At 33.7% G+C, this 20,528-nt stretch carries 25 protein-coding genes; 12 read left to right on the top strand and 13 right to left on the bottom strand.

Translation table 11 applies throughout. The annotated features are described in order from the left end of the window. Nucleotides 1-467: 467 nt before the first annotated feature. Both BD31_RS07105 and BD31_RS07100 read right to left on the bottom strand, forming a co-directional pair. Complete coding sequence (locus BD31_RS07105; RefSeq protein ID WP_008300475.1) at nucleotides 468-1,577, bottom strand: OBG GTPase family GTP-binding protein; 1,110 nt, start codon at nucleotides 1,575-1,577, stop codon at nucleotides 468-470. 2 nt (nucleotides 1,578-1,579) lie between these two features. Then, the gene (locus BD31_RS07100; protein WP_008300505.1) at nucleotides 1,580-1,807 is read right to left on the bottom strand and encodes a hypothetical protein; all 228 of its coding nucleotides are present in this window, start codon (nucleotides 1,805-1,807) and stop codon (nucleotides 1,580-1,582) included. A 197-nt stretch (nucleotides 1,808-2,004) separates the two neighbouring features. Between BD31_RS07100 and BD31_RS07095 the strand changes: the two genes are divergently transcribed. Then, the gene (locus BD31_RS07095) at nucleotides 2,005-2,700 is read left to right on the top strand and encodes a phosphoglycolate phosphatase (protein WP_048097552.1); all 696 of its coding nucleotides are present in this window, start codon (nucleotides 2,005-2,007) and stop codon (nucleotides 2,698-2,700) included. A gap of 1 nt (nucleotide 2,701) precedes the next feature. Beyond that, nucleotides 2,702-4,588, top strand: coding sequence for an arginine--tRNA ligase (locus BD31_RS07090; protein WP_008300455.1), 1,887 nt, complete (start codon nucleotides 2,702-2,704; stop codon nucleotides 4,586-4,588). A 272-nt stretch (nucleotides 4,589-4,860) separates the two neighbouring features. On the opposite strand, the gene BD31_RS07085 is transcribed toward BD31_RS07090, so the two are convergent. After that, nucleotides 4,861-5,232 (bottom strand): hypothetical protein, encoded by a 372-nt coding sequence (locus tag BD31_RS07085; RefSeq protein ID WP_008300484.1) that lies wholly within the window; start codon nucleotides 5,230-5,232, stop codon nucleotides 4,861-4,863. 209 nt (nucleotides 5,233-5,441) lie between these two features. On the opposite strand from BD31_RS07085, the gene BD31_RS07080 reads away from it, so the two are divergent. The 5 genes from BD31_RS07080 to BD31_RS07060 all read left to right on the top strand — a co-directional run bounded on the left by BD31_RS07080 (nucleotide 5,442) and on the right by BD31_RS07060 (nucleotide 9,419). Further along, complete coding sequence (locus BD31_RS07080) at nucleotides 5,442-6,053, top strand: response regulator (RefSeq protein ID WP_008300486.1); 612 nt, start codon at nucleotides 5,442-5,444, stop codon at nucleotides 6,051-6,053. Nucleotides 6,054-6,107: 54 nt separating this feature from the next. Then, entirely contained in the window at nucleotides 6,108-6,719 is a 612-nt protein-coding gene (locus BD31_RS07075) for a helix-turn-helix domain-containing protein (RefSeq protein ID WP_048097551.1), read from the top strand. A 137-nt stretch (nucleotides 6,720-6,856) separates the two neighbouring features. Continuing rightward, on the top strand, nucleotides 6,857-8,527 hold the full coding sequence (locus BD31_RS07070; RefSeq protein WP_008300430.1) for an acetolactate synthase large subunit: 1,671 nt from the start codon (nucleotides 6,857-6,859) through the stop codon (nucleotides 8,525-8,527). A gap of 69 nt (nucleotides 8,528-8,596) precedes the next feature. Beyond that, nucleotides 8,597-9,046 carry a GNAT family N-acetyltransferase gene (locus BD31_RS07065; protein WP_008300449.1) on the top strand — a complete coding sequence of 150 codons (450 nt, stop codon included), beginning with the start codon at nucleotides 8,597-8,599 and terminating at the stop codon, nucleotides 9,044-9,046. Between the two features lie 76 nt (nucleotides 9,047-9,122). Continuing rightward, nucleotides 9,123-9,419: a hypothetical protein gene (locus BD31_RS07060; RefSeq protein ID WP_008300423.1), complete on the top strand. Its 297-nt coding sequence runs from the start codon at nucleotides 9,123-9,125 to the stop codon at nucleotides 9,417-9,419. A gap of 396 nt (nucleotides 9,420-9,815) precedes the next feature. Here the strand turns inward: BD31_RS07060 and BD31_RS07055 are convergent, their stop codons facing one another. The 5 genes from BD31_RS07055 to BD31_RS07040 all read right to left on the bottom strand — a co-directional run bounded on the left by BD31_RS07055 (nucleotide 9,816) and on the right by BD31_RS07040 (nucleotide 12,010). Continuing rightward, a complete protein-coding gene (locus BD31_RS07055; protein WP_008300495.1) occupies nucleotides 9,816-10,115 on the bottom strand; it encodes a hypothetical protein in 300 nt (99 codons plus the stop codon). A 92-nt stretch (nucleotides 10,116-10,207) separates the two neighbouring features. Next, on the bottom strand, nucleotides 10,208-10,720 hold the full coding sequence (locus tag BD31_RS07050) for a hypothetical protein (protein ID WP_008300442.1): 513 nt from the start codon (nucleotides 10,718-10,720) through the stop codon (nucleotides 10,208-10,210). A gap of 49 nt (nucleotides 10,721-10,769) precedes the next feature. Then, nucleotides 10,770-10,907, bottom strand: a complete 138-nt coding sequence (locus BD31_RS10345) for a hypothetical protein (protein ID WP_193353388.1) — start codon at nucleotides 10,905-10,907, stop codon at nucleotides 10,770-10,772. An 83-nt stretch (nucleotides 10,908-10,990) separates the two neighbouring features. Next, on the bottom strand, nucleotides 10,991-11,314 hold the full coding sequence (locus BD31_RS07045) for a hypothetical protein (protein WP_008300437.1): 324 nt from the start codon (nucleotides 11,312-11,314) through the stop codon (nucleotides 10,991-10,993). 468 nt (nucleotides 11,315-11,782) lie between these two features. Continuing rightward, complete coding sequence (locus BD31_RS07040) at nucleotides 11,783-12,010, bottom strand: hypothetical protein (protein ID WP_008300485.1); 228 nt, start codon at nucleotides 12,008-12,010, stop codon at nucleotides 11,783-11,785. Between the two features lie 98 nt (nucleotides 12,011-12,108). On the opposite strand from BD31_RS07040, the gene BD31_RS07035 reads away from it, so the two are divergent. The 3 genes from BD31_RS07035 to BD31_RS07025 are packed head-to-tail and all read left to right on the top strand — an operon-like array spanning nucleotide 12,109 to nucleotide 15,265. Further along, nucleotides 12,109-12,993 (top strand): tRNA (adenine-N1)-methyltransferase, encoded by an 885-nt coding sequence (locus BD31_RS07035; RefSeq protein ID WP_008300443.1) that lies wholly within the window; start codon nucleotides 12,109-12,111, stop codon nucleotides 12,991-12,993. A 50-nt stretch (nucleotides 12,994-13,043) separates the two neighbouring features. Next, complete coding sequence (locus tag BD31_RS07030) at nucleotides 13,044-13,907, top strand: NAD(P)H-hydrate dehydratase (protein WP_008300440.1); 864 nt, start codon at nucleotides 13,044-13,046, stop codon at nucleotides 13,905-13,907. Between the two features lie 5 nt (nucleotides 13,908-13,912). Next, the gene (locus BD31_RS07025; protein WP_048097550.1) at nucleotides 13,913-15,265 is read left to right on the top strand and encodes a M20/M25/M40 family metallo-hydrolase; all 1,353 of its coding nucleotides are present in this window, start codon (nucleotides 13,913-13,915) and stop codon (nucleotides 15,263-15,265) included. On the opposite strand, the gene BD31_RS07020 is transcribed toward BD31_RS07025, so the two are convergent. Beyond that, nucleotides 15,262-15,678 (bottom strand): DoxX family protein, encoded by a 417-nt coding sequence (locus tag BD31_RS07020; protein WP_008300457.1) that lies wholly within the window; start codon nucleotides 15,676-15,678, stop codon nucleotides 15,262-15,264. The genes BD31_RS07025 and BD31_RS07020 overlap by 4 nt on opposite strands. Nucleotides 15,679-15,773: 95 nt before the next feature. On the opposite strand from BD31_RS07020, the gene BD31_RS07015 reads away from it, so the two are divergent. Together BD31_RS07015 and BD31_RS07010 are read left to right on the top strand one after the other, a co-directional pair. Further along, nucleotides 15,774-16,370, top strand: coding sequence for an Ntn hydrolase family protein (locus BD31_RS07015; protein WP_202949131.1), 597 nt, complete (start codon nucleotides 15,774-15,776; stop codon nucleotides 16,368-16,370). A gap of 24 nt (nucleotides 16,371-16,394) precedes the next feature. Beyond that, the gene (locus BD31_RS07010) at nucleotides 16,395-16,865 is read left to right on the top strand and encodes a Mut7-C RNAse domain-containing protein (RefSeq protein ID WP_008300479.1); all 471 of its coding nucleotides are present in this window, start codon (nucleotides 16,395-16,397) and stop codon (nucleotides 16,863-16,865) included. Here the strand turns inward: BD31_RS07010 and BD31_RS07005 are convergent. The 4 genes from BD31_RS07005 to BD31_RS06990 form a co-directional block, all read right to left on the bottom strand. After that, a complete protein-coding gene (locus BD31_RS07005; protein ID WP_008300407.1) occupies nucleotides 16,862-17,338 on the bottom strand; it encodes a PUA domain-containing protein in 477 nt (158 codons plus the stop codon). The two genes, BD31_RS07010 and BD31_RS07005, sit on opposite strands and share 4 nt — an antisense overlap. After that, the gene (locus BD31_RS07000; protein WP_008300501.1) at nucleotides 17,335-18,345 is read right to left on the bottom strand and encodes a homoserine dehydrogenase; all 1,011 of its coding nucleotides are present in this window, start codon (nucleotides 18,343-18,345) and stop codon (nucleotides 17,335-17,337) included. Before BD31_RS07000 ends, BD31_RS07005 begins: the two co-directional genes overlap by 4 nt. Nucleotides 18,346-18,472: 127 nt before the next feature. Then, nucleotides 18,473-18,877 carry a peptide-methionine (R)-S-oxide reductase MsrB gene (msrB, locus tag BD31_RS06995; RefSeq protein ID WP_008300477.1) on the bottom strand — a complete coding sequence of 135 codons (405 nt, stop codon included), beginning with the start codon at nucleotides 18,875-18,877 and terminating at the stop codon, nucleotides 18,473-18,475. A 26-nt stretch (nucleotides 18,878-18,903) separates the two neighbouring features. Next, the gene (locus tag BD31_RS06990; RefSeq protein WP_048097546.1) at nucleotides 18,904-20,520 is read right to left on the bottom strand and encodes an FAD-dependent thymidylate synthase; all 1,617 of its coding nucleotides are present in this window, start codon (nucleotides 20,518-20,520) and stop codon (nucleotides 18,904-18,906) included. Between the last annotated feature and the right edge of the window lie 8 nt (nucleotides 20,521-20,528).

Raw genomic sequence — 20,528 nt, 5'->3', positions numbered from 1 at the left:
CTCTTTGGAGCTGCTTTACGTTTTGCTGCTTTTCTCTTTGGAGCGGCTGCTTTTGTTGCTGCCTTTCTCTTTGGAGCTGCTTTACGTTTTGGAGCTGCTTTTCTTGCAGTAGATTTAGATGTTGATCTACGTTTAGTTGCAGCTTTTCTTTTTGTAGCCATACAGAATCGGCATTTTCATTGTTTTTCAGTAGTTAAACTAAAAAAATTTACACAATTTGATTACTATTTATCAAGTAATAATTTCTCAAATTTTATTTTATGATCGTAAAACTTTCAAAAATTATTTCCAAATGCGATCATTCTACTTTTGTTGAATTATTTACTTGTGCATTTTAGATCTACACTGTATTTTGTGCTTAAATTTGGATCTTTTTTGGATCAAACATCAATTCTTTTTTTGTTTTGAGAGTGTGTTGTTCTACCCGAACTACAATTTTGTGATCTATTTTCCAATTTTTAATTGTATTATACTCCCTTTCTTTTGATAATAGTTAACACATCTTCATCAAGTAAAATATGGTTTAGACCTACTCTCTGTCCTCCAAATTTTACACTTTTACCCCAAACTAAACCATATCTGAACTCTCTTTTCAATCGCCTGTGTAGTTTATTACAAATATCCTCAACTGTATCTCCCTCTCTTGCAATTAATGGTTCTTTGAAATCTGTTTCTTCCCCTTTAGGTCTCATGTAAATTCTAATGAATTTCAGTTTTTCATATATTTTCTCTTTGAGTAAATCGATGTTTGTATCTGAATTTGCAGACACTTCGATTACATCAGATTTAATTTTTGTTTTCAAATCTTTTAGAAATTCTTGGTCTACCAAATCAATTTTGTTTAAAACTGTAAGTGCTTTTGAATAGCTGATGTTTCCAGCAATATGATCTGCTAATTGTTCTGATGTAAGATCTTCTCTTATTACCACACGTGCACTAACCAATCCATAAAGATGTAGTATGTCTTTGAGATGCTTCTCTGTAATTTTGGTTAGTTTAACTTGTTGAGCAATTGCAATTCCTCCCATTGATGCTTTTTCTATTGTGATGTTTGGTGGTAATTGATTTAGTCTAATTCCTATGTTGCCTAATTCATTCACTAACACATCTTCATGAAATGGTTGGAATACATCCAATATGAGTAATACCAGGTCAGCTGTTCTTGCAACCGATAAAATTCTTTTTCCTAATCCTTTACCCGTTGATGCCCCTTTGATAATTCCAGGAAGATCTAGCACTTGAATTCTTGCTCCTCTATATTCCATCATTCCTGGCACTACTGTAAGTGTGGTAAATTGAAAAGCCCCGACTGTGGAATTTGCTCCTGTCATTTTATTTAGTAATGTGGATTTTCCTACACTTGGTAACCCGATAAATACAACTGTTGCATCCCCGCTCCTTCTTACATCAAACCCGTCTTGTTTCATTCCGGATTTTTTAACTACATCAGCTTCTTGCTCTCTTTTGAGTTTTGCAATTTTTGCCTTCAGTAGACCTATATGATGTTCAGTAGCTTTGTTGATCTGAGTTTTTGCCATTTCTTCTTGAATGGCCTTGATCTTTTCAGGAATTCCCAATACTATTCACCTGTTATGATATTCTTTTCAAATAAAACCGTATTACTTTTCTTTATTTTCCTGATTCTGTTAATGGGGATTGTTTGGAAGTTATTTGATTGAATTAGAAATTCTGGTAATGTCACTTCTCTTATTCTTTCAAAGTCTCTGTAGCAAATATTGTATTGTTCAGATTCGTCTGCAAACAATGCTTTACTGAAAATTTCTTCTATCCGTCCCTTTCTAACCATATTTCTAATCCCCTTTCCCTATTATTGTACCTCTTGTTTTATTATTTGGTTATTCACTTGTCTTGCATCTTATTAATTTCTGACATATGATGGAGCCTAAAACCCTCTGAAAAACTATGCCAAAGATTCTAACGTATTTTTCTGGATGGCATATTTCTTTTAGTAGCAAATATTATTCAGTTCAAAAAACGATTCTTGTGAAAAAGAAGACATTTGCAGTAGATATCGATGGCACGATTACCGAAAATGGTGGTGGACGTATTCATCTTGATGCTCTTGAAGCACTTAGACGTTTAACTAACCTGGGTCATAATGTGATTTTTGTAACAGGCAGATCATCTGTTGAGGGATTTCTACTTTCAGTATTTGGCGGGACTACCAAAATTGCCGTTGGTGAGAATGGTGGATGTATTACTTTAAATTCCGATGAACATATTTTGCTTGGAAATATCGATGAATGCAAAATTGCACTAAAAGTTATTCAAAACAATCTTGAAAATGTGAAAGAAAAATCTGTTTTTCCAAGGATGACTGAGGTTGTTTTGCAGCGAACATTTGATCTTGATCTTGCAAGACAGATTCTTGCTGAAAATAATCTCAAAGTAGAGTTATCTGATAGTCAATATGCCTATCATATTAATTCTCATGGTATTGACAAGGGTACTGGTTTTTCAGAGATTATGAAAAAATTATCTATTTCTAGAGATGATGTTGTGGCAATTGGTGATAGTGCGACTGACGTACCACTGTTTAAAGTGGCAAAAACGAGTATTGCCTTAGGAAATGCATCAGAACCGGTAAAATCTGCTGCTACGATTACAGTTTCAGCCCATGCTGGAGATGGACTTCTTGAAGCATTAGATAAATTAGCACCCAAACTTTCAGAGATATAACATGACCTTTAAATCGATTCTGGATGAAATTGAGAATAATCTCAACAAGATTCTTGCTGATCTTTCTATATCTGATGTAAAATATTCTGTTGAGCCTGCTAACCCTGGATTTGGGGATGTTAGCTCAAACGTCTCTTTCTTGCTTGCAAAACAACTCAAAAAAAATCCTAAAGATATCGCAGTGATGCTGTCTGAAAAATATCTGAATTGTACTAGTACACTGGTATTGAAATCTGAAGCACATCCTTCAGGATATCTGAATTTCTTTGCTAATTGGGAAAAACTCAGCCAATTGATACTGTCTGAATCATATCTTGAGACTTTTGGTGATGTAGACATAGGAAATAATTCTTCAATAGTTGTAGAACACACAAGTGTTAACCCCAACAAAGCTTTGCACATAGGGCATATCAGAAATATTATAATTGGTGATTCTGTTTCTAAAATTCTTAAAAAAGCAAATTACAAAGTTAATGTACTGAACTATATTGATGATTCTGGTCTTCAAGTAGCTGATATCATAGTTGGGTTCAAACATTTTGGATTTGATCAAGAGCCTCCTAAAGGAAAGAAATTTGATCATTATTGTGGGGATGATGTATATGTAAAAACTACTGAAAAATATGAATCTAATCCAAGTCTTGAGGATATTCGCAAAAATATTCTCAAAGAACTTGAAGATGGTTACTCCGAAATTGCAAAATTTGCAGATAAAATTACTAGAAGAGTTTTAGCTAGTCAATTAGAAACTTGCTGGAATTTGGGTGTTTTTTATGATTGCCTTAATTTTGAATCTCAGATAATTCGTTCAGGATTGTGGAGTAAAATCTTTGAAAAACTAAAAGAAATGAATCTGATTGAATTTGAAAATGATGGGAAAAATGCCGGCTGCTGGGTAATTCGTGGAGAAGGCAAGGAAGAAGATAAAGTAATTGTTCGAAGTAATGGTACTGCAACATACATTGCTAAAGACATACCATATGCTGCATGGAAACTAGGATTACTTGAAGACCCATTTAATTATGAAAAATATGACAAAGACCAACCTAATTCCCAAATTTTATGGCAAACTACTCTAAATCAAGATAATCCCAACCCTCATGACTTTACCGGAGACAAAGTTGTAACTGTAATTGATTCTCGTCAAGCACGACTGCAAAAAATTATCACTACCTTAATGGCCAAATTCAAATCTGTTCCAGACGCATACGTACATCTTGGGTATGAGTCAGTAACTCTTAGTCCCGATACTGCAAAAACATTAGGATTGGATACTGATGGAAAACAAGCTCAGATGTCTGGTAGAAAAGGTGTGTATGTCAATGCAGATTCTGTGTATGATTTGTTAAAAGAAAAAACAAGCGATGAAACTCAAAAGCGACATCCTGAAATGGATTCTTCTGAGATTGAGAAAATCGCACATTATGTTTCAGTTGGAACCTTACGATATGAAATGATAAAACAAGATTTGGACAAAATAATCACATTTGATTTTACAAAGTCTCTGAGTTTGGAAGGTGACACTGCTTCCTACATTCAATATACACATGCCAGAGCATCAAGAATTTTAGAAAAATCTAATCGAATCCCTTCTATTGATGTTGACTACTCACTATTCAAGGAAGAATCTGAGACAGATTTGATTAAAAACATCGGTCTTTTTAATTTACAAGTTCGTGACGCTGCAAATAATTTATCTCCGAAAGTAATTGCAAGATACTGTCATGACTTGGCAGTTTCATTCAATTCATTTTATGAACATGCTAAAGTTTTAGATATTGGAGATATCCCACTTGAAAATGCTCGTTTGTGTTTAGTTCATTCCTTTAAAATCACTTTAGAAAAAGCACTTGATCTTCTTGGAATAAAAGCACCTGATAGAATGTAGTGTCCTAGAGAGACAACACTGTCATCTCTCTAGGTTAGTTGGCGTGCAAACCAATTACTGTTTAGCGAGCTCTTTTTAGCCATAAATGTTTGCATCTGGTAGTGTTGGGTGGAAGTTCGTGTAATCTCACAAAAAGAATTTACTATTTTCATCACCTCATCCAAACCTTCTGCAAGTCCTAGAATGTAATCTAATAATTCATTCATATCTAATGCAAATCGTATTGATGGATGGTGATTTAATTTGGTCTGTAAACGCTTAGTTAATCAAATCTATTTTTGAACACTATCTGCAAATTTCCTCATCTGTTCATTCCAAGTCGTCATGAAAGATAATCGTGTCTCTAAATGGTTTACCAAAGTATTTTTGGACATATCTATATGTGATAAATATATTTTTGAGAATTCATTGACATATTCTTCACATAATTTCATAACTTTCTTGTCTGGCTTAATGTTGGAATTTTCTTCAGCAGTTCGCATTATTCTGAATACTTGCTCTATGTAGTTGGTATACTCCCTATGACCATCAGAAAAATTTTTGATAAAAAGAGGTAGAAATGATTCCTTGTTATTCATAATCTGTTTGATATTTTTCTCAAAAATTTCTGTCAATGTGGCAAATTCTAGATTTTCATTTGGCATATTATCTTTAGAATGGTTTTGTATAAAAGGTACAATGTGAATTTTATACCATGTCTGTAGAATCCATCACTTTCACATTCAATTTCATTAAATTTATCTCGAATATGATCGGTGTCTATTAAGATGACGTTACAGGGCCAACATTTTTACGAAAAAGGCTATTTTATACAGAGATTAAAATTTAGTTGAGAGTTTGAGGATGTGTTCGCATGGTTAATTGTATAGTGATTGATGATGATCCTGATATTGTTAGTATATTCTGTGAGTTGTTATCTCTACATCAAGTAGATGTACTTTCTACAGGAATTGATGGAAAAGATGCAGTTGAATTATATGAAAAATTTAATCCTGATATTGTCTTTACTGATTTAGACATGCCAAAATATGATGGTTATTATGCAGTTGAGAACATTAAAGACAGAAATTCGTTTGCCAAAATCATTGTAATTACCGGTGACATCAATGCTCGCTTTTCTGGTCTTTTCAGGGCATTACACATACCTGTAATCACCAAACCATTTGACATGAATGGGATAAAACAAGCAATTGGAGATTCTTTCTTGGCTGAAAAAAATGAACCCATGTCATTTGAGATTCAATATAGATTTAAAGAAGATCCTAATCTCTATTCCTGTATAGTTACGTATGAGCAGTATAGAAATTTCAAAAAATTACCTATCATTTATGAGTGTAACATAGCCCAAATTGAACAAGAGTCTTCTGAATTAGAACAAATTGAAGTACAAAATGCTCTTAATTTGGCAATAAAAAATGACATCAGTCATATTCGTAATCTGTCTGAGATAATAACTGATGACTAACAAAAAACTATATACAATTTACCATTATCATATGAGTGATAATTCTTGAATGAAATGACTGGGGTTGATCAAATATTTGCCGCATCTCTAGAAAAAATTATCCGAGATAATTTAGGTGAGACGACAATTCACAAAATTCAAAACCGTTTATTTGAAAAATTTGGTATGTCGATAACAGAATCCATGATGAAATTTGATAAATTAGATGATGTGTTAAGGGAGTTTTTTGGAGCAGGTGCGGAAGGTCTGGAAAAGAAATTCTTAGACAACATATGTAATATAAAATCAAAAAAAGACAAAGCCGAAAAAAGATTCACAATATCGGATCCAACTATAAGCCAATCCATTCTAAAAGCATTCAGTGATGATGAAATGGCAAAGATTCTCAATGCATCAATCGGAGAACCTTGGACAATCTCAGAAATTTTGGAAAAGCTAGGTATTCCTAAAACATCAGGATATCGAAAAATGAATGAACTCATCGAAGAAGGATTGATGATTAAATCTGGTTCTGAACTTACTTCAAACAGACGAATGATTGACAAATACAAATCCGTATTTGATAATGTAAATATCGACTTTAACAACAAAGTAACAGTGAGTGTTCAGTTTACTCCAGATGTTGCAATGAATAGCTCTATTCTTAGAACCGTTTACGGGGCATAAACAATTATTGAAAATTCATAATGTTTTGATGATTTCAATGTGGAGGTGATTAACTTCATGAAAAATGATGTTATATTTGATCTTGATAGTATAGAAAATATATTTAAAAATTTGGTTAAATTTGATAAGATGTTACAATGAAAGCTTCCGATTTGTTTGTAAAATGTTTGGAAAACGAGGGTGTTGAATACATTTTTGGTATCCCTGGTGAAGAAAATGCCGATTTTATGATGTCTTTATCTGAGTCTAAAATTAAATTTGTTTTAACGCGTCATGAGCAGGGTGCTGCTTTTATGGCTGATGTTTATGGAAGACTTACCGGAAAAGTCGGTGTGTGTCTTGCTACTTTAGGTCCCGGAGCCACTAATCTTGTAACTGGTGTTGCTAACGCAAACATGGATAGATCAAGATTGCTTGCCATAACTGGGCAGACTGATTCACATTTACTCCACAAAGAATCACATCAAAACATGGATGCAATTACTTTATTCAAACCAATCACTAAATGGAATTGGTCAATACGTAATCCACAAAACATCCCAGAAATTGTAAGAAGAGCATTTAAAATTTCACTTGAAGAAAAACCTGGCGCAACACATATCGAATTGCCTCAGGATGTTGCAAAAAAAGATTCAGACATACCGCCCATAGAACCTCAGCCTGTTTTTCGCTCTGAACCTAATGAACAGTTGATCAAACAAGCAGTGGAATTAATTCTTGGAGCCAAAAACCCTGTAATTTTTTTGGGAAATGGATGTGTTCGTGAAAATGCTAGTCCTCACATAAGAAAATTTGTAGAAAAAACAGGCATCATTGCCATGAATACATTTATGGGAAAAGGTGTTGTCTCTGATGATTCCCCTTTACATCTACATACAATTGGAATCAAAGATGCTGATCATGCTTTGCTTGCCATGAAATCAGCTGATGTGGTAATTGCTGTAGGTGTTGATCTTGTGGAGTATAGCCCTAAGAATTGGAATTTAGATTTCAGTAAGAAAATAATCCATATTGATTTTACCCCTTCTGAAGTTTATACGTATTACAGACCGATAGTTGAGATTGTTTCTGATATCGGATATGCTGTTGATGCTATTTTGAAAGAATTGGAACTACAAAAAAAATCAAATCCCAAATTGGATGCGTTTCCAAGAAAAGAGATTCCTGAGTTATTTAAAAAAATTATTTCTGAGGTAGATGGAAGACGTGATTCATTTAATGATGATATGTCATTTCCTATAAGGCCTGAGAAGCTAGTAATTGATGTTCGCAATGCACTAGGAGAATATGATATCGTATTATCTGATGTTGGTGCACACAAACTTTGGATTTCTAAAATTTACAAAACATATCAGCCAAACACATGCCTAATTCCAAATGGTTTTTGTTCGATGGGGTTTGCTTTCCCTGGGGCAATTGCAGCAAAAATAGTTCATCCTGACAGAAATGTTGTTGCAATGTGTGGAGATGCAGGGTTTTTGATGAATATTCAGGAACTTGAAACTGCAGTACGTCTAAAACTCTCAGTCATTACTGTTGTATGGTGTGATCGTGATTTGGGGATGATTTCAATGAAGCAAAAAAATGAGTTTGGAAAAAGTGTTTTCACAAAATTCACCAATCCTGATTTTATTAAATTAGCTGAAAGTTTTGGAGCTGTGGGATATATTGCAAAGTCTACTGAAGAATTTGCAAAAATTTTAGATGATGCAAAAAAAGTCAAAGATATGCCTGTGGTGATTGCCATTGACGTGGACTATTCTAGAAATGATGTTTTGTTAAATGATAGTCATTATGAAAATGTGTGAGCCATGCTCGTTTTACCTCTATCTAAATGAGACGCATTACTTATAGAATTAGACGTATCTTCGTTTCTTATGGTAAATGTGATTATTGGTGAGGCATCTGGCAAAGATTCACCTGTTATTCTTGGGTTGCTTTATGAATTAGGACGCCCAAAACCAAAAAATGATTCTAATGTTGACACATTTAGAAAACTAGTTACAAAATATCTTAAAGATTCCGACAAAACAATCCTTGTTGCAAAACTAGACGGAATGAACATTGTTGGAATGGTAAGTGTGATTTTTTTAGAAAGACTCAACCAATCAACTTTGGAGATGTATATTCCTGAATTAGTTGTTCAGGAAATATATCGTGGTCAAGGAATAGGACAAAAACTAATTAATTCTTGTATTGCTCTTGCCAAAGAGAAAAACTGTCATCGAATTAGATTGGAGTCAGGTAATGTTAGAAAAGAATCCCATCAATTTTACAAAAGTCTAGGGTTTGAACAATCTGCTCTTTCATTTACAGTTAAATTATAATCTGAACTTCACATGTGAAATTCGATTATGATAAACATCTATCTTTCTTTTATATCTGATTAAGAGAAATTATTACATGTCTGCAGTAAATAGACAACCAAAAAAATCAAATAATTTTGCCATGATCCTAGGAGGATCCATTGGAGCAGGAGCATTCTTGCTATTTGCGTATTTGATGTGGTACGTAGCACCTGAAGAAAGCATGGAACGAGTAAGGGTGGTAGCAGTTACTAAAGACGGATGTGTTGTTGAAACAATGGATGGGTTTGCAATGAATATTGGAGAATGTAATGCCGAAGCTGATGAATACATCATAGCACCAATTGACAAGAAAGTAAGAGAGCGTGCAATGTTAATGAACCCCACCCAATAACAAAAAACAGAATACCTCATCTTATTTTTTCATCTTCTACATTACATTGTAATTTATGTTACAAGATTTTCCAGATGAAGAACAAGTAAGAAATGTTATATCAATTTTAGAGGGCAATAGAACACAGGAATTCAAATTAATTTACAATCCCGCAAAATAGAATTTTAGTTCTACAGACAAAATAAAATGATATTGTGATTATCTAATGCTAATTAGGTGCCAACTGATAACAAATACAGATCCATTATATGTGAAAAACGTGTAATTTTATCATGATGATACATTGCGAATGCGGTATTTGTGGACACAGAAGAGAACATGAATGCATCAAGAATGAATGTACATGTTGTAATAATTTTCATTTACGTTCTGGATAATTTTTAACTCTGAACAAAATTATTTTCTTGGTCTTCTACGTGGATTTTTCTCATAAAACTCTTCAATGTTCTCAATCCATTGTCTGTTCTCAGGCAATCGTGAGCGTGCATGTGGTTTTTTACCATTTTTTGATAAAATCTCACTGTTGTTTTCATAGAATTTATCTGTCTCATTGATTAACACATCAAGAAAATCTGAAGCTCCTCTGGACTCTAGACCTTTTGGTTCTCTATGAGTCATTATGGATTTGGACAATGTTTCTATCTTTGCAATTTTTATTCTGTATTCGCTAAGAACTCTGTGATCAAAAGAAATCATACCATTCTTGGTACAATTTACCTGTGTATGTTTATTTCGGTATGTGTTCCTTTAGGTGGAAAATAATCTTCTGGTCATCTGATGCTGTTTGTTTATCCATACATCGATTTGTCTACTGTTTGATCGGTTGTGTTACTTGCTGATGAGAACCCACTAAAATTTGAACGCAGTATTTTTTGAACATGTCCAGAAACTCTTGCTACATTATCCCATGTATTATGAAATGAAATTCTATCTAGAATCTGTTCATCTACATGTGAGAATAACGCCAGTCCTATGATGTTTTCATTGTCTTTCATCCATTGATGACCAATTCCACATACTGTGCAAATTTCACTAATTTCCATGATTGCTTTTGAAAATGACGGATTCTTCATCACAAGCAACTTTGCATCTTCTGGTGGAAATCTCATGTTTACATTGATGTGAATTCTGTCTGTCCTATTGGCGTTTTTGCTTACGATTACATTTGAACCTATGTGAAATTGCCATTCTATTATCTTACTTTTTTCTCTGATTTTTTCTGTCTGATCTTCATAATTGATGTTTGTAATCTTGATATAGTCCTCAACAAGTGTTTTCATTTGTTCTGATGTTTTTATCATGAATTTACTCATCCCTGTTCAATATATGCATGATATGAAAAAAAAGAAATTAATGGCTGTGTCCACAACCACAGGAATCATGTCCGCCATGTCCTTGGGATTCATTTCCTGCACATTTGGAACATTTGTCTGAACCTGTTGGGGAAAAGAAACCAATTCCGCATGATACGCATTTCATATTTGACATGATATTGATAGAAAAATGCTGTATTTATTGAATACGCATTATCAATAATAGAAATAATTTCAAAGATTTTATTTTTCTGGATTTTATTCGTCTTTTTTCTGGAATACTCTGTATTCCCCAATGATTGAGTTACATTTGTGACAAGTATATTGCCCTCTTTCAATCAAGATTAACCCATCTGCAACTACCTCGTTAGGTTGCTCCTCAATTTGTAATTGAGTTGGACCTTCAAATTCAGAATCACATTGCTTACAAAAATATTTTAACATTTTTGCGGTATCCAGCTTTTCAAGCGATGACAAAAAATGCTTCTCTATGTTCGGAACAAGTTTTGATTTTGTCACTTGTTCATCATTAAGATCTGCATTTACCCATCCTCCTGATCCTGCTAGTTGAATTTCTGTCAATTAGTTCTATTATGATATTTGGTATTAAAATACTGTTTGTACCTTATGATTCTAAGCACCGTGTTTCCATTATTGTGGTGTTTTTTCATACAGAAAAAAAAGTCAGTCTCCTTCAATATGGAGACTCTGAAATGCATTAACTAGTTTATGTGAGCATTGGGCTCTTCCAGCTAACACCGCGAGATGTCTCTGACTCAATGTAATTCAAACCTCAATGTTTGTGATAAAAAAACGGAGCCAAAAAGAATTACTTTTAGGTTAAATTTCTAAACGTCCGATCATCTAATCTGTGCGTGATTATGATCTTCTATGTCTTATCTGAACTAAGAAACTGCTTCATAATTCGGCAATTTTCATCACATTTGAGGAAAATCAGAGAGAACCCGTTGAAATAATCATCAGCATATCTTATTGTTTTTGAAAGTAAATAACAATTTGAATTTAACCCAAGTTCTGCAAAAATTTCTTCTAAATCATTACTCCATTATCATCTGTAAAGTCTGATTCTACCAATGCTTTAATTTGTGAAGTGTTGTCACAGTTCTTTCTGAATCCTATATTATGTTGAAGAATTCTAACCATTCCATATCTCTTGTAACTTCCAGTTGATTCATCCCTTTCTTTATTGTGCTTTGTTAGAATTACTGCTTTTACTTTTTTGTTACATGTTTTACAATAAACAAATATCTCATTCACAAATTCTCTTCAAAAATTATAAACTTAAGCCTGTTGATTCCCACCAAAAAGGAAAAGTCAACCAGTAGATTCTTATCTAAAATTTTAAGGGAAAACTCATGAGCAAAATTAAGAATAATTCCCCCGTACTCTTTTTCTACAATAATTCAAAAAAATGGTTGGCTAAAATATCAAAAAAAGAATCACTCCATACTCATATTGGTGTGATTAAACACTCTGATGCTATTGGTAAAGAATATGGTTCTAGACTAATTACAAACAAGGACAAGTATGTCTATCTTTTGGAACCTACAATGTATGACTATGTAATGAAAATCCAGCATGGAACTCAGATTGTTTATCCAAAAGATCTTGGATACATAATTGCAAGAGCTGGAATTGGAGATGGGCAAAAGATTGTAGAGATTGGAACTGGTAGCGGCTCCCTGACTTCTTTTGTGGCAAATATTGTAAAACCCCGTGGGCATGTTTACACTTTTGATGTTGATGAAAATTTTATGAAGATTGCAGAAAAAAATATCAAAAAAGCAGGAGTTTCAAAATATGTCACACAACATAACTTGGATCTAAAAACTGCAAAAACAATGCCTTTGGAAGAAATGGATGCTGCGTTAATCGATTTGGGTGATCCTTGGATTGTGATTCCAAAAGTACGTCAAATGCTAAAAGGAAGTGGATGTGTGTTTGCCATATGTCCTACTATGAATCAATTGGAAAAATTAACAATTGCGCTAGTTGAAAACGAATTCACTGATATTGAATCTACTGAACATATTCTACGAACAATCGAAGCTCGTGAAGGAAAAACTCGTCATTCTTTTCAAGGTATTGGTCATACTACCTATCTTTGTTTTGCAAGAAAAGCCTTCTTTGAAAGAGAATCAAGACAATTAACTGAAAAAACTCCTAAAAAAATTATCAAAAAACCTGCCTCCAAAACAACTGTAAAAATATCAAAGAAAATAAGTAAAAAACCATCTTAGAAATTACCACAAAACAAGATTTATTCATCCATTTTTTAGAGTATGTTGTATTGGTACGAAAGAATCTCACACTTGCAATTGTGAAGAAATTCATTCCATCCAGAAAATCTATTTCCAGAAAAGGAGATAATGGAATTGTTCTAGTTGTTGGGGGAAGCTACATCTATCATGGCGCACCAATTTTGTCTTCAATTGCTGCACTGAGATGTGGCACTGATCTTGTTTATACATCAGTTCCAAAAATCAATGTAACTCCGACACGCGCTATTTCTCCAAATCTCATAGTCATCCCTTTAGTTGATCAAAAATTAACTCGTGGTGCTGTAACTAAATTATTAGGTGCGTTACCTCACAATTTGCATTCTGCAACAATTGGAATGGGCCTTGCAATTCAAGACAAAAATGCATTACTGTATTTTGTAAAATCTCTCTTAGACAGAGATGTACGATTGTCTTTGGATGCCAGTGCTCTAATCCCTGAAGTTTTACCGCTTTTAGCAAACAAAAATGTTGTAGTGACACCACACGCCGGTGAATTCAAGCGATTATTTGGAGAGTCTCCATCCAATTCAAAAAATGAACGAATTAAACTGGTAGAAAAAAATGCCAAAATGCATGGAGTTACAGTCTTGCTAAAAGGAGCAACAGATGTAATTTCTAACGGTTCTACTACTTATCTTTATGAGAAAAAAATTCCTGCTATGACTGTTGGTGGTACTGGAGATGTTCTGTCTGGACTAGTTGCCGGACTATTGTCGAAAAATCGTAATGCGTTAGAATCTGCTGCTGCTGCAACTTTCATTAATGGTTTGGCAGGAAAATCTGTTCAAAAAAAATTGGGGCTCCATATGACCTCCATGGATCTTTTAGATGAAATCCCCATTGCAATGAAACCATTTGATAAAATTGTGTGATTCTGATGAATGCTCTTAAACACATCAATTCCCACATGGATGATCTTATCTCAGATTTACAATCTTTAATTAGACAACCTAGCGTGTCGGCCAAAAATGAAGGAATTGAAGAATGCTCCATACTCGTTAAAAAATTACTAAAAAAAGCAGGAGTCAAATCTGAAATTTTACGATTAAAAAAAGGAGTTGCACCAATTGTGTATGGAGAGATAAAATCAAAGCAAAATCCTTCAAAGACTTTGATGTTCTACAATCACTACGATGTACAACCTGCTGAACCACTTGACCTGTGGGATGATCCTCCATTTAGTGGAATCAGAAAGGGAAACAAAATTTTTGGAAGAGGCGCAACTGATGATAAGGGTGAATTAATCACCAGGATCAAAGCAGTTGAAGCATACCTAAAAACAACAGGCGATGTACCATGCAACATAAAATTTGTAATTGAAGGTGAGGAAGAAACAGGAAGTGCACACATTGACGAATATCTGAAAAAATACACACGGAAATTTTCATGTGATGGTGTTATCTGGGAATTTGGATATGTTGATGCAAAAAACAGACCAATTATCGGATTAGGAATGAAGGGATTACTCTTTGTTGAATTATCTGTAAATGAATCCATCCGAGACGCTCATTCTAGTTTAGCAGTTTTAATAAAAAACCCTGCATGGAGATTAATTGAAGCGATTAAAACCCTGCGAGATCCTGATGGAAAAATCCTCATAAAAGACTGGTACAAAGAAACGACTCCTTTATCAAAAAATGATTTAAAGATAATTCAAAATGAGCCTTTTGATGAACACGTCTTTAAAAAAGAATTTGGAATCAAATCATTCGTAGGTAGCAAAAAAGGATTAGATGCAAAAAAGGCATTAGTTGGTGATCCTACTTGTAATATTGCAGGATTTGTATCTGGATACATTGGTGATGGTGCCAAAACCGTTCTTCCTAGTAAGGCTTTGGTGAAAATTGATTTTAGATTAGTGCCAAAAATGGATCCTAAAAAACAAGTTTCAAGATTGAAATATCATTTAAAATCAAAAGGTTTCTCTGATGTTAAAATCAAAATCTTTCATGGAGAAGCGGCAGCAAGAACAAACTCTTCACATCCATTTGTTGATCAAGTAAAAGACGCAGCTGACAAGTCTTTTGGAACATCTATTCTTAACGTTTCAAATGCTGGTACTGGCCCTATGTACTCATTTGTTAAAATTCTCAAAGCTCCTTGCATTTCGATAGGAAGTACATACATGTTTTCAAGAATTCATTCACCTAACGAATTTGCACGAGTCGACTTGCTAAAGAAAACAACAAAATGCATGTGTCTAATCATGCATAATTTTGGAATCCATTAATGAAGACATCTTGGTATTTTTTTGATGATTTGTGCCAGTGAGATTCTTCCGGGCCCAACTATCATGATAACTATTGATGCTGTAAGTAAAATCAAATCAATTTCAACGCCTCCATTCCCAGTTAAGCTTTGTGCTCCTTTAATGATGAAAATTGCGCCTAACATCACTATGGCTAATAATGACGCTGATAATCTACTAAGAATGCCGATGATTAACAAAATTCCTGGAACCGATTCTGCTAGTGCAAGAGGAATCTGCATCTCAATTGGTATGCCGTTATTTGTTAAGAAGTTAGTAAATCCGGGATTGAATTTGGATATTCCGTGAACAATAAAGATCACACCGATAACTGATCTTAAACCCATAATTACCACATCATTCAGAATTTTTTCTTTAATTTCGGCAGTAGTCAATACTAATTTTGGAAATTTTCGATATAACTATTTTACCCATAAATTACTCGTCAAATGTAGAAAGCCCTTTATTATGCGGCAAAATTATTTGAATTATGTCAATGTATATGCCAGGAGCAACTGCTGTTGGAATTACTTTTGACGGCGGTGTGGTTTTTGCTAGTGAAAAAAGGATCGCATTTGGAAATTTTCTAGTAAGCAAATCTACCAAGAAAACTTTTCCCATTACTTCTCAAGTGGGTGCAACTTGTGCTGGACTTGTGGCTGATATGCAAATCTTAACCTTACAAATTGCAGCCCTTGCAAAAATCAGAAAAATGGAACTCAAAAGAGATGTTCCCCCAAATACTATTGCAAAAATGATGTCAAATATGATGTATGAACGAAGATACTTTCCGTTATTGACTCAGGTAATTGTAGGCGGTGTGGTTGATAAACCCATAATGTACACACTTGATCCCTTAGGTTCTGTTCTTCCTGATGAATACGCAGCAGTTGGAACTGGTGCCGAAATGGCATTAGGTGTGTTAGATCCACAATACAAACCAAACATGAGCAAAGATGAAGCAATTGATTTAGCAAAGCGTGCAGTTCGTTCAGCAGCACTTAGAGACTCAGCTAGTGGCGACGGTATAGATATTTTAGTCATCACCAAAGATGGCATTGAAGAATTTACAGAACAAATCAAATAATTGTAGTATCTAATTTTACCTGTTATGTTGTTTTTAGTAGATGGCATGCTTGGTAATGTTGCCAAAAAACTATTGTTACTAGGATATGACACTGATTATTTTTCTGGCATGAGTGATCTGGAATTAATTGAAAAAGCTAAAAACGAAGACAGAATAATTATTTCAAAAGATCTACAACTTATTGCCCATGCAAAAAAATCTACCGTCCAAACTATTCCAATTACAAAGGAAGATGAAATTGAACAATTTTTAGAAATTTTGGGTTTTGTACATTTAGAATTAAATAAAATATGTGGCGAGACAGCAAGATGTACTAAATGTAATTCTCTAACCTATGAAATTGATAAATTAAAAATATCAAATAAGGTTCCTCCAAAAGTTTTAGAATTTAATGAAAAGTTTTGGAAGTGTGATAAATGTCATAAAATCTATTGGGAAGGAACACATATCAAAAAATTGGAAGACTTTTTGAACAAAATTAAAATTCGTTCTTAATCGTAAATTGTTTTCCCAACTTCCCAAAACCTATCTGAGATATAATGGATATTTTTTATGACTTCACCTTTCTCCATATTATCTAACTCTGAACTGGCAACTAGAGATTTTCCCACTGCTAAAAATTTATGTTGAGATTCTTCAACAATGCAAACTAAACTATCTTTTTCAAACTCTGTATATTTTTTAATTCCTGGCCTCATCACATTAGCTCCTTTACACATAAATTTTACAGCCCCCATATCCACCATTACACTCGGAAATTTTTTTAATGTTTCAGTTTCCGACAAAAATGGCAAGTAATCCTCATTAACTTTTAGTATTTTAATTCCTGCACCTGTGATAATCTGTGCATCATCCAAAATTTGATGTACCTTGACATTTTTTATTTTAGGAAACTCAATTCCCCATTTTTCTGAAACTATTTTTAATAGTTCGGATGTTTCGCTTTTTGAAATTAGATTTGACTTCAATCTCTAGCAATCTCTTGTCTGATATCTAGCAAATCTCTTAGTATCGAACTGGCAGTTTCCATGCCTCCTGCCCCTTTTCCGATAATTGTTTGTGTACCTGAATGCTCTGATGTAAAAGCAATTGCATTTAGTGTTCCGTTCACACAAAGCGGATCATCATTTGATACTTCTTTTGGGGCTACGACAAGATCCTTGTTACATGATGCGATTAATTTGATTGCACAATTGTTCTTGGCTGCTTTTTTAATATCTTCAGATACCACCTTTCGTATTCCTGTACATTTAATATCTGGCATTGTCACTTTCATTCCCATCACCCAGTTTGCAAGAATTACTAATTTTGCTGCAGCATCTAATCCATCTAAATCTAAAGACTCATCAGCTTCTACATACCCTTTGTTTTTTGCGTCTTTTAATGCGTCCTCAAAAGATAACCCTGTTGCCATGTTTGATAAAATGTAATTTGTAGTACCATTTAAAATTCCTGCAAATGATGTGATTCTTTCGCCTCTGAGACTATTTTTGGCATAATCCAGAATTGGTGTTCCTCCACCAACGGTACCACTAAATTTGAACATTACTTGGTTATATGTTGCTAATTCCAAAAGAGATGGAAATGCTAATGCTAGTGGTCCCTTGTTCACTGAAATTACATGCATGCCTTTCTTCATAGCAGTTGTAATGTGGGTCATTCCTGGTTCTGCATCTTTGTAATTACTTGCGGTTGTTTCAATTAACACGTCTGCCTCAATATTTTTTAACATGTCTGTTCCAGACATTGAATTTTTTGTATCAGAATAATTTTTCACGGTTCCATATTTTTTCTTTACTTCAACAAGTTTGTTAAAATCTAAACCAGATGAATCCACTGCGCTTCCTTTACTATCGAACACCCCCACAACTCTTGGTTTTAATCCATACTTTGCGTAAAGATCTTCTGATCTTGAATCAAATAATTTGACTAAGCTTTGCCCAACGACCCCAAAACCACATAATATTATTCTCAAATTGTTTCATTCCTTTTGTAATTTCGATTCATTTCACTTCTCTTGATTTTCTTACCATTAATTGTGTTTTATTAATAATTTTTGAATATCCGTTGATAAACACATCCATTTTATCTGGCGATTAAGACTATACATCTTCATCTTTTTCATGTTTCAATGAAATTGAATTGATGCAATATCTTTGATTTGTAGGCTTTGGTCCATCATCGAATACGTGACCTAAATGTGCACCGCATTTGTTACAGTTGACTTCTGTTCTAACCATTCCATATGCTGAATCTGACACATATTCTATCTTCGTTTCATCTATTGGTTTCCAAAAACTTGGCCAACCTGAACCTGAATCAAATTTTGTATCTGATGAGAAAAGCTCTTGACCACAGCACACACATTTGAAGATGCCCTCGAGTTTGGTGTTGTTATATTTTCCTGAAAATGGTGGCTCTGTTCCATGATTAATACATATTTCATATTGATCTGGAGAAAGGATCTCTTTCCATTCTTCTGGTCTTTTTTCTATTTTTTCTGTCATATCTATTCCGTAAATAATCTATTCTATTATTTTAGCTTCTTTCTTTTTTCCTCGGTTCTTTTTTCAGATTCAAATCGTTCCAAATCATATTCTTTCATATCCACATATTTCATAATTTTACTCAAATTGGGATGAACTTTGTTAATCTGTTTGAACATTTGCTGTGCTACTCGTCTATAATCAATATGTCCTTGGGGCACTGTTCTTAATTCAATTAAATGACATGCTTCTCGTAAATTAAATTTCATCAAATAGGGATAGTTGTATCCAAAGTTTACAACATATTGTCCTTGCTCGGGATATTTTTTTCTAATTTTTTCAAAAGTATCTTTAGTTTTTTCCATACAGTCTTTGAAATCTCTCTCTATGCCGAGAATTTTAATTTCATTTGGTATGCTATAACCATGATCTGTTGTTAGTAATTGTCTTTGTAGAGTTAGTGCCCTGTGTCTATGAAAGTCTCTAAACATTCCAAAATTATTACATAAATCAAATGTATAGTAAACATGTTCAAATGCCCTAGACGGTCTGTGACGTCTATTTGTTCTCAGTTTTGCAAATTCACTGATTATCTTGTTTTTCTTTTGATTAGACATTTTTTTTACTTGCTGTAAAATGTTTTGATATGATGTACTTGGTGACTGCTCATAAATTATACCTGAAATTGTTTTGTCAATTCCATTTTTTTCTGATTCATATTCTACTAGTCTTGTAATGACTCCCGTACTTGCTTTTGACTTGACCTCTTTTGCAGCAACTAATTTTGATTTGTATTTAATGTCGTTAAGATATTTTTGGAATGCTTTCCCATACTTGTCATCTGCCCTTCTAACAAAAGATTTGATGGTTGTATCTAGTTCTTTTTTGATTTTTGAGGCTAAATCTTGTTCTTCTTTTAGTTCTGATGAGCCTAAAACTGTCAGGAGATATTCAAAAGCACGCCCATTACCTGTAATCCCCACATTGGTCAATGTTGATGCAGGTAACAACCCTCTGAGAATATCTAATGCTTTAGCTTTGGTTGATCCTTTGTAGATCATGTTTGCTGATTTTACATCTGTTTCTTTTTTTAATTTAGAAAATAATTTTTCTTTTCCGTCTCTTGAATCTTTGAAACTGTATTTTTCTATGGGGTATTTTTCTCGTACATAGTTAACCATCGGTTCAATATTTTTTGAATAAACTTCAAATGAAAAATTACAACTCTCTTCATAAATATCTGCAAATCTCGATTTCATTATTTCAGGATCTCTGTAAAATCTATACTTTCCTTTTTCTTTTTTATTCCATGCAACATATCTTGATGACTTTTCTAAATACGATAACCCTATCCTTCTGTCTTCAATTTTTTTTACTGCAATATTCGACAAACCTTCAATTGCAATCTGTGCTTCTCCTAATTCGGCAACAGAATCGTCTCCATATTCTAAAAGTACTCTGTTGTAAAATTCTTCTCCTCTGCTTTTATTTTGTACAAATTCATCAAGAAAAATACGTCTCATGCTTTTGTCTGTTCGACTATATCTTGACATTAATGCACCGCGATCAACTTGTCTCGGTGTGATTATTGCAAAAACATCATCATCTGTATTTGAAAAGTGATCTGATAAGATCTTTTTTTCCTTAGTTGAAAACTCTGACAATACCGATA

The sequence above is a fragment of the Candidatus Nitrosopumilus salarius BD31 genome (assembly GCF_000242875.2).
Taxonomy (GTDB): Archaea; Thermoproteota; Nitrososphaeria; order Nitrososphaerales; family Nitrosopumilaceae; genus Nitrosopumilus; species Nitrosopumilus salarius.
This window is presented reverse-complemented; position numbering and strand designations above follow the sequence as displayed.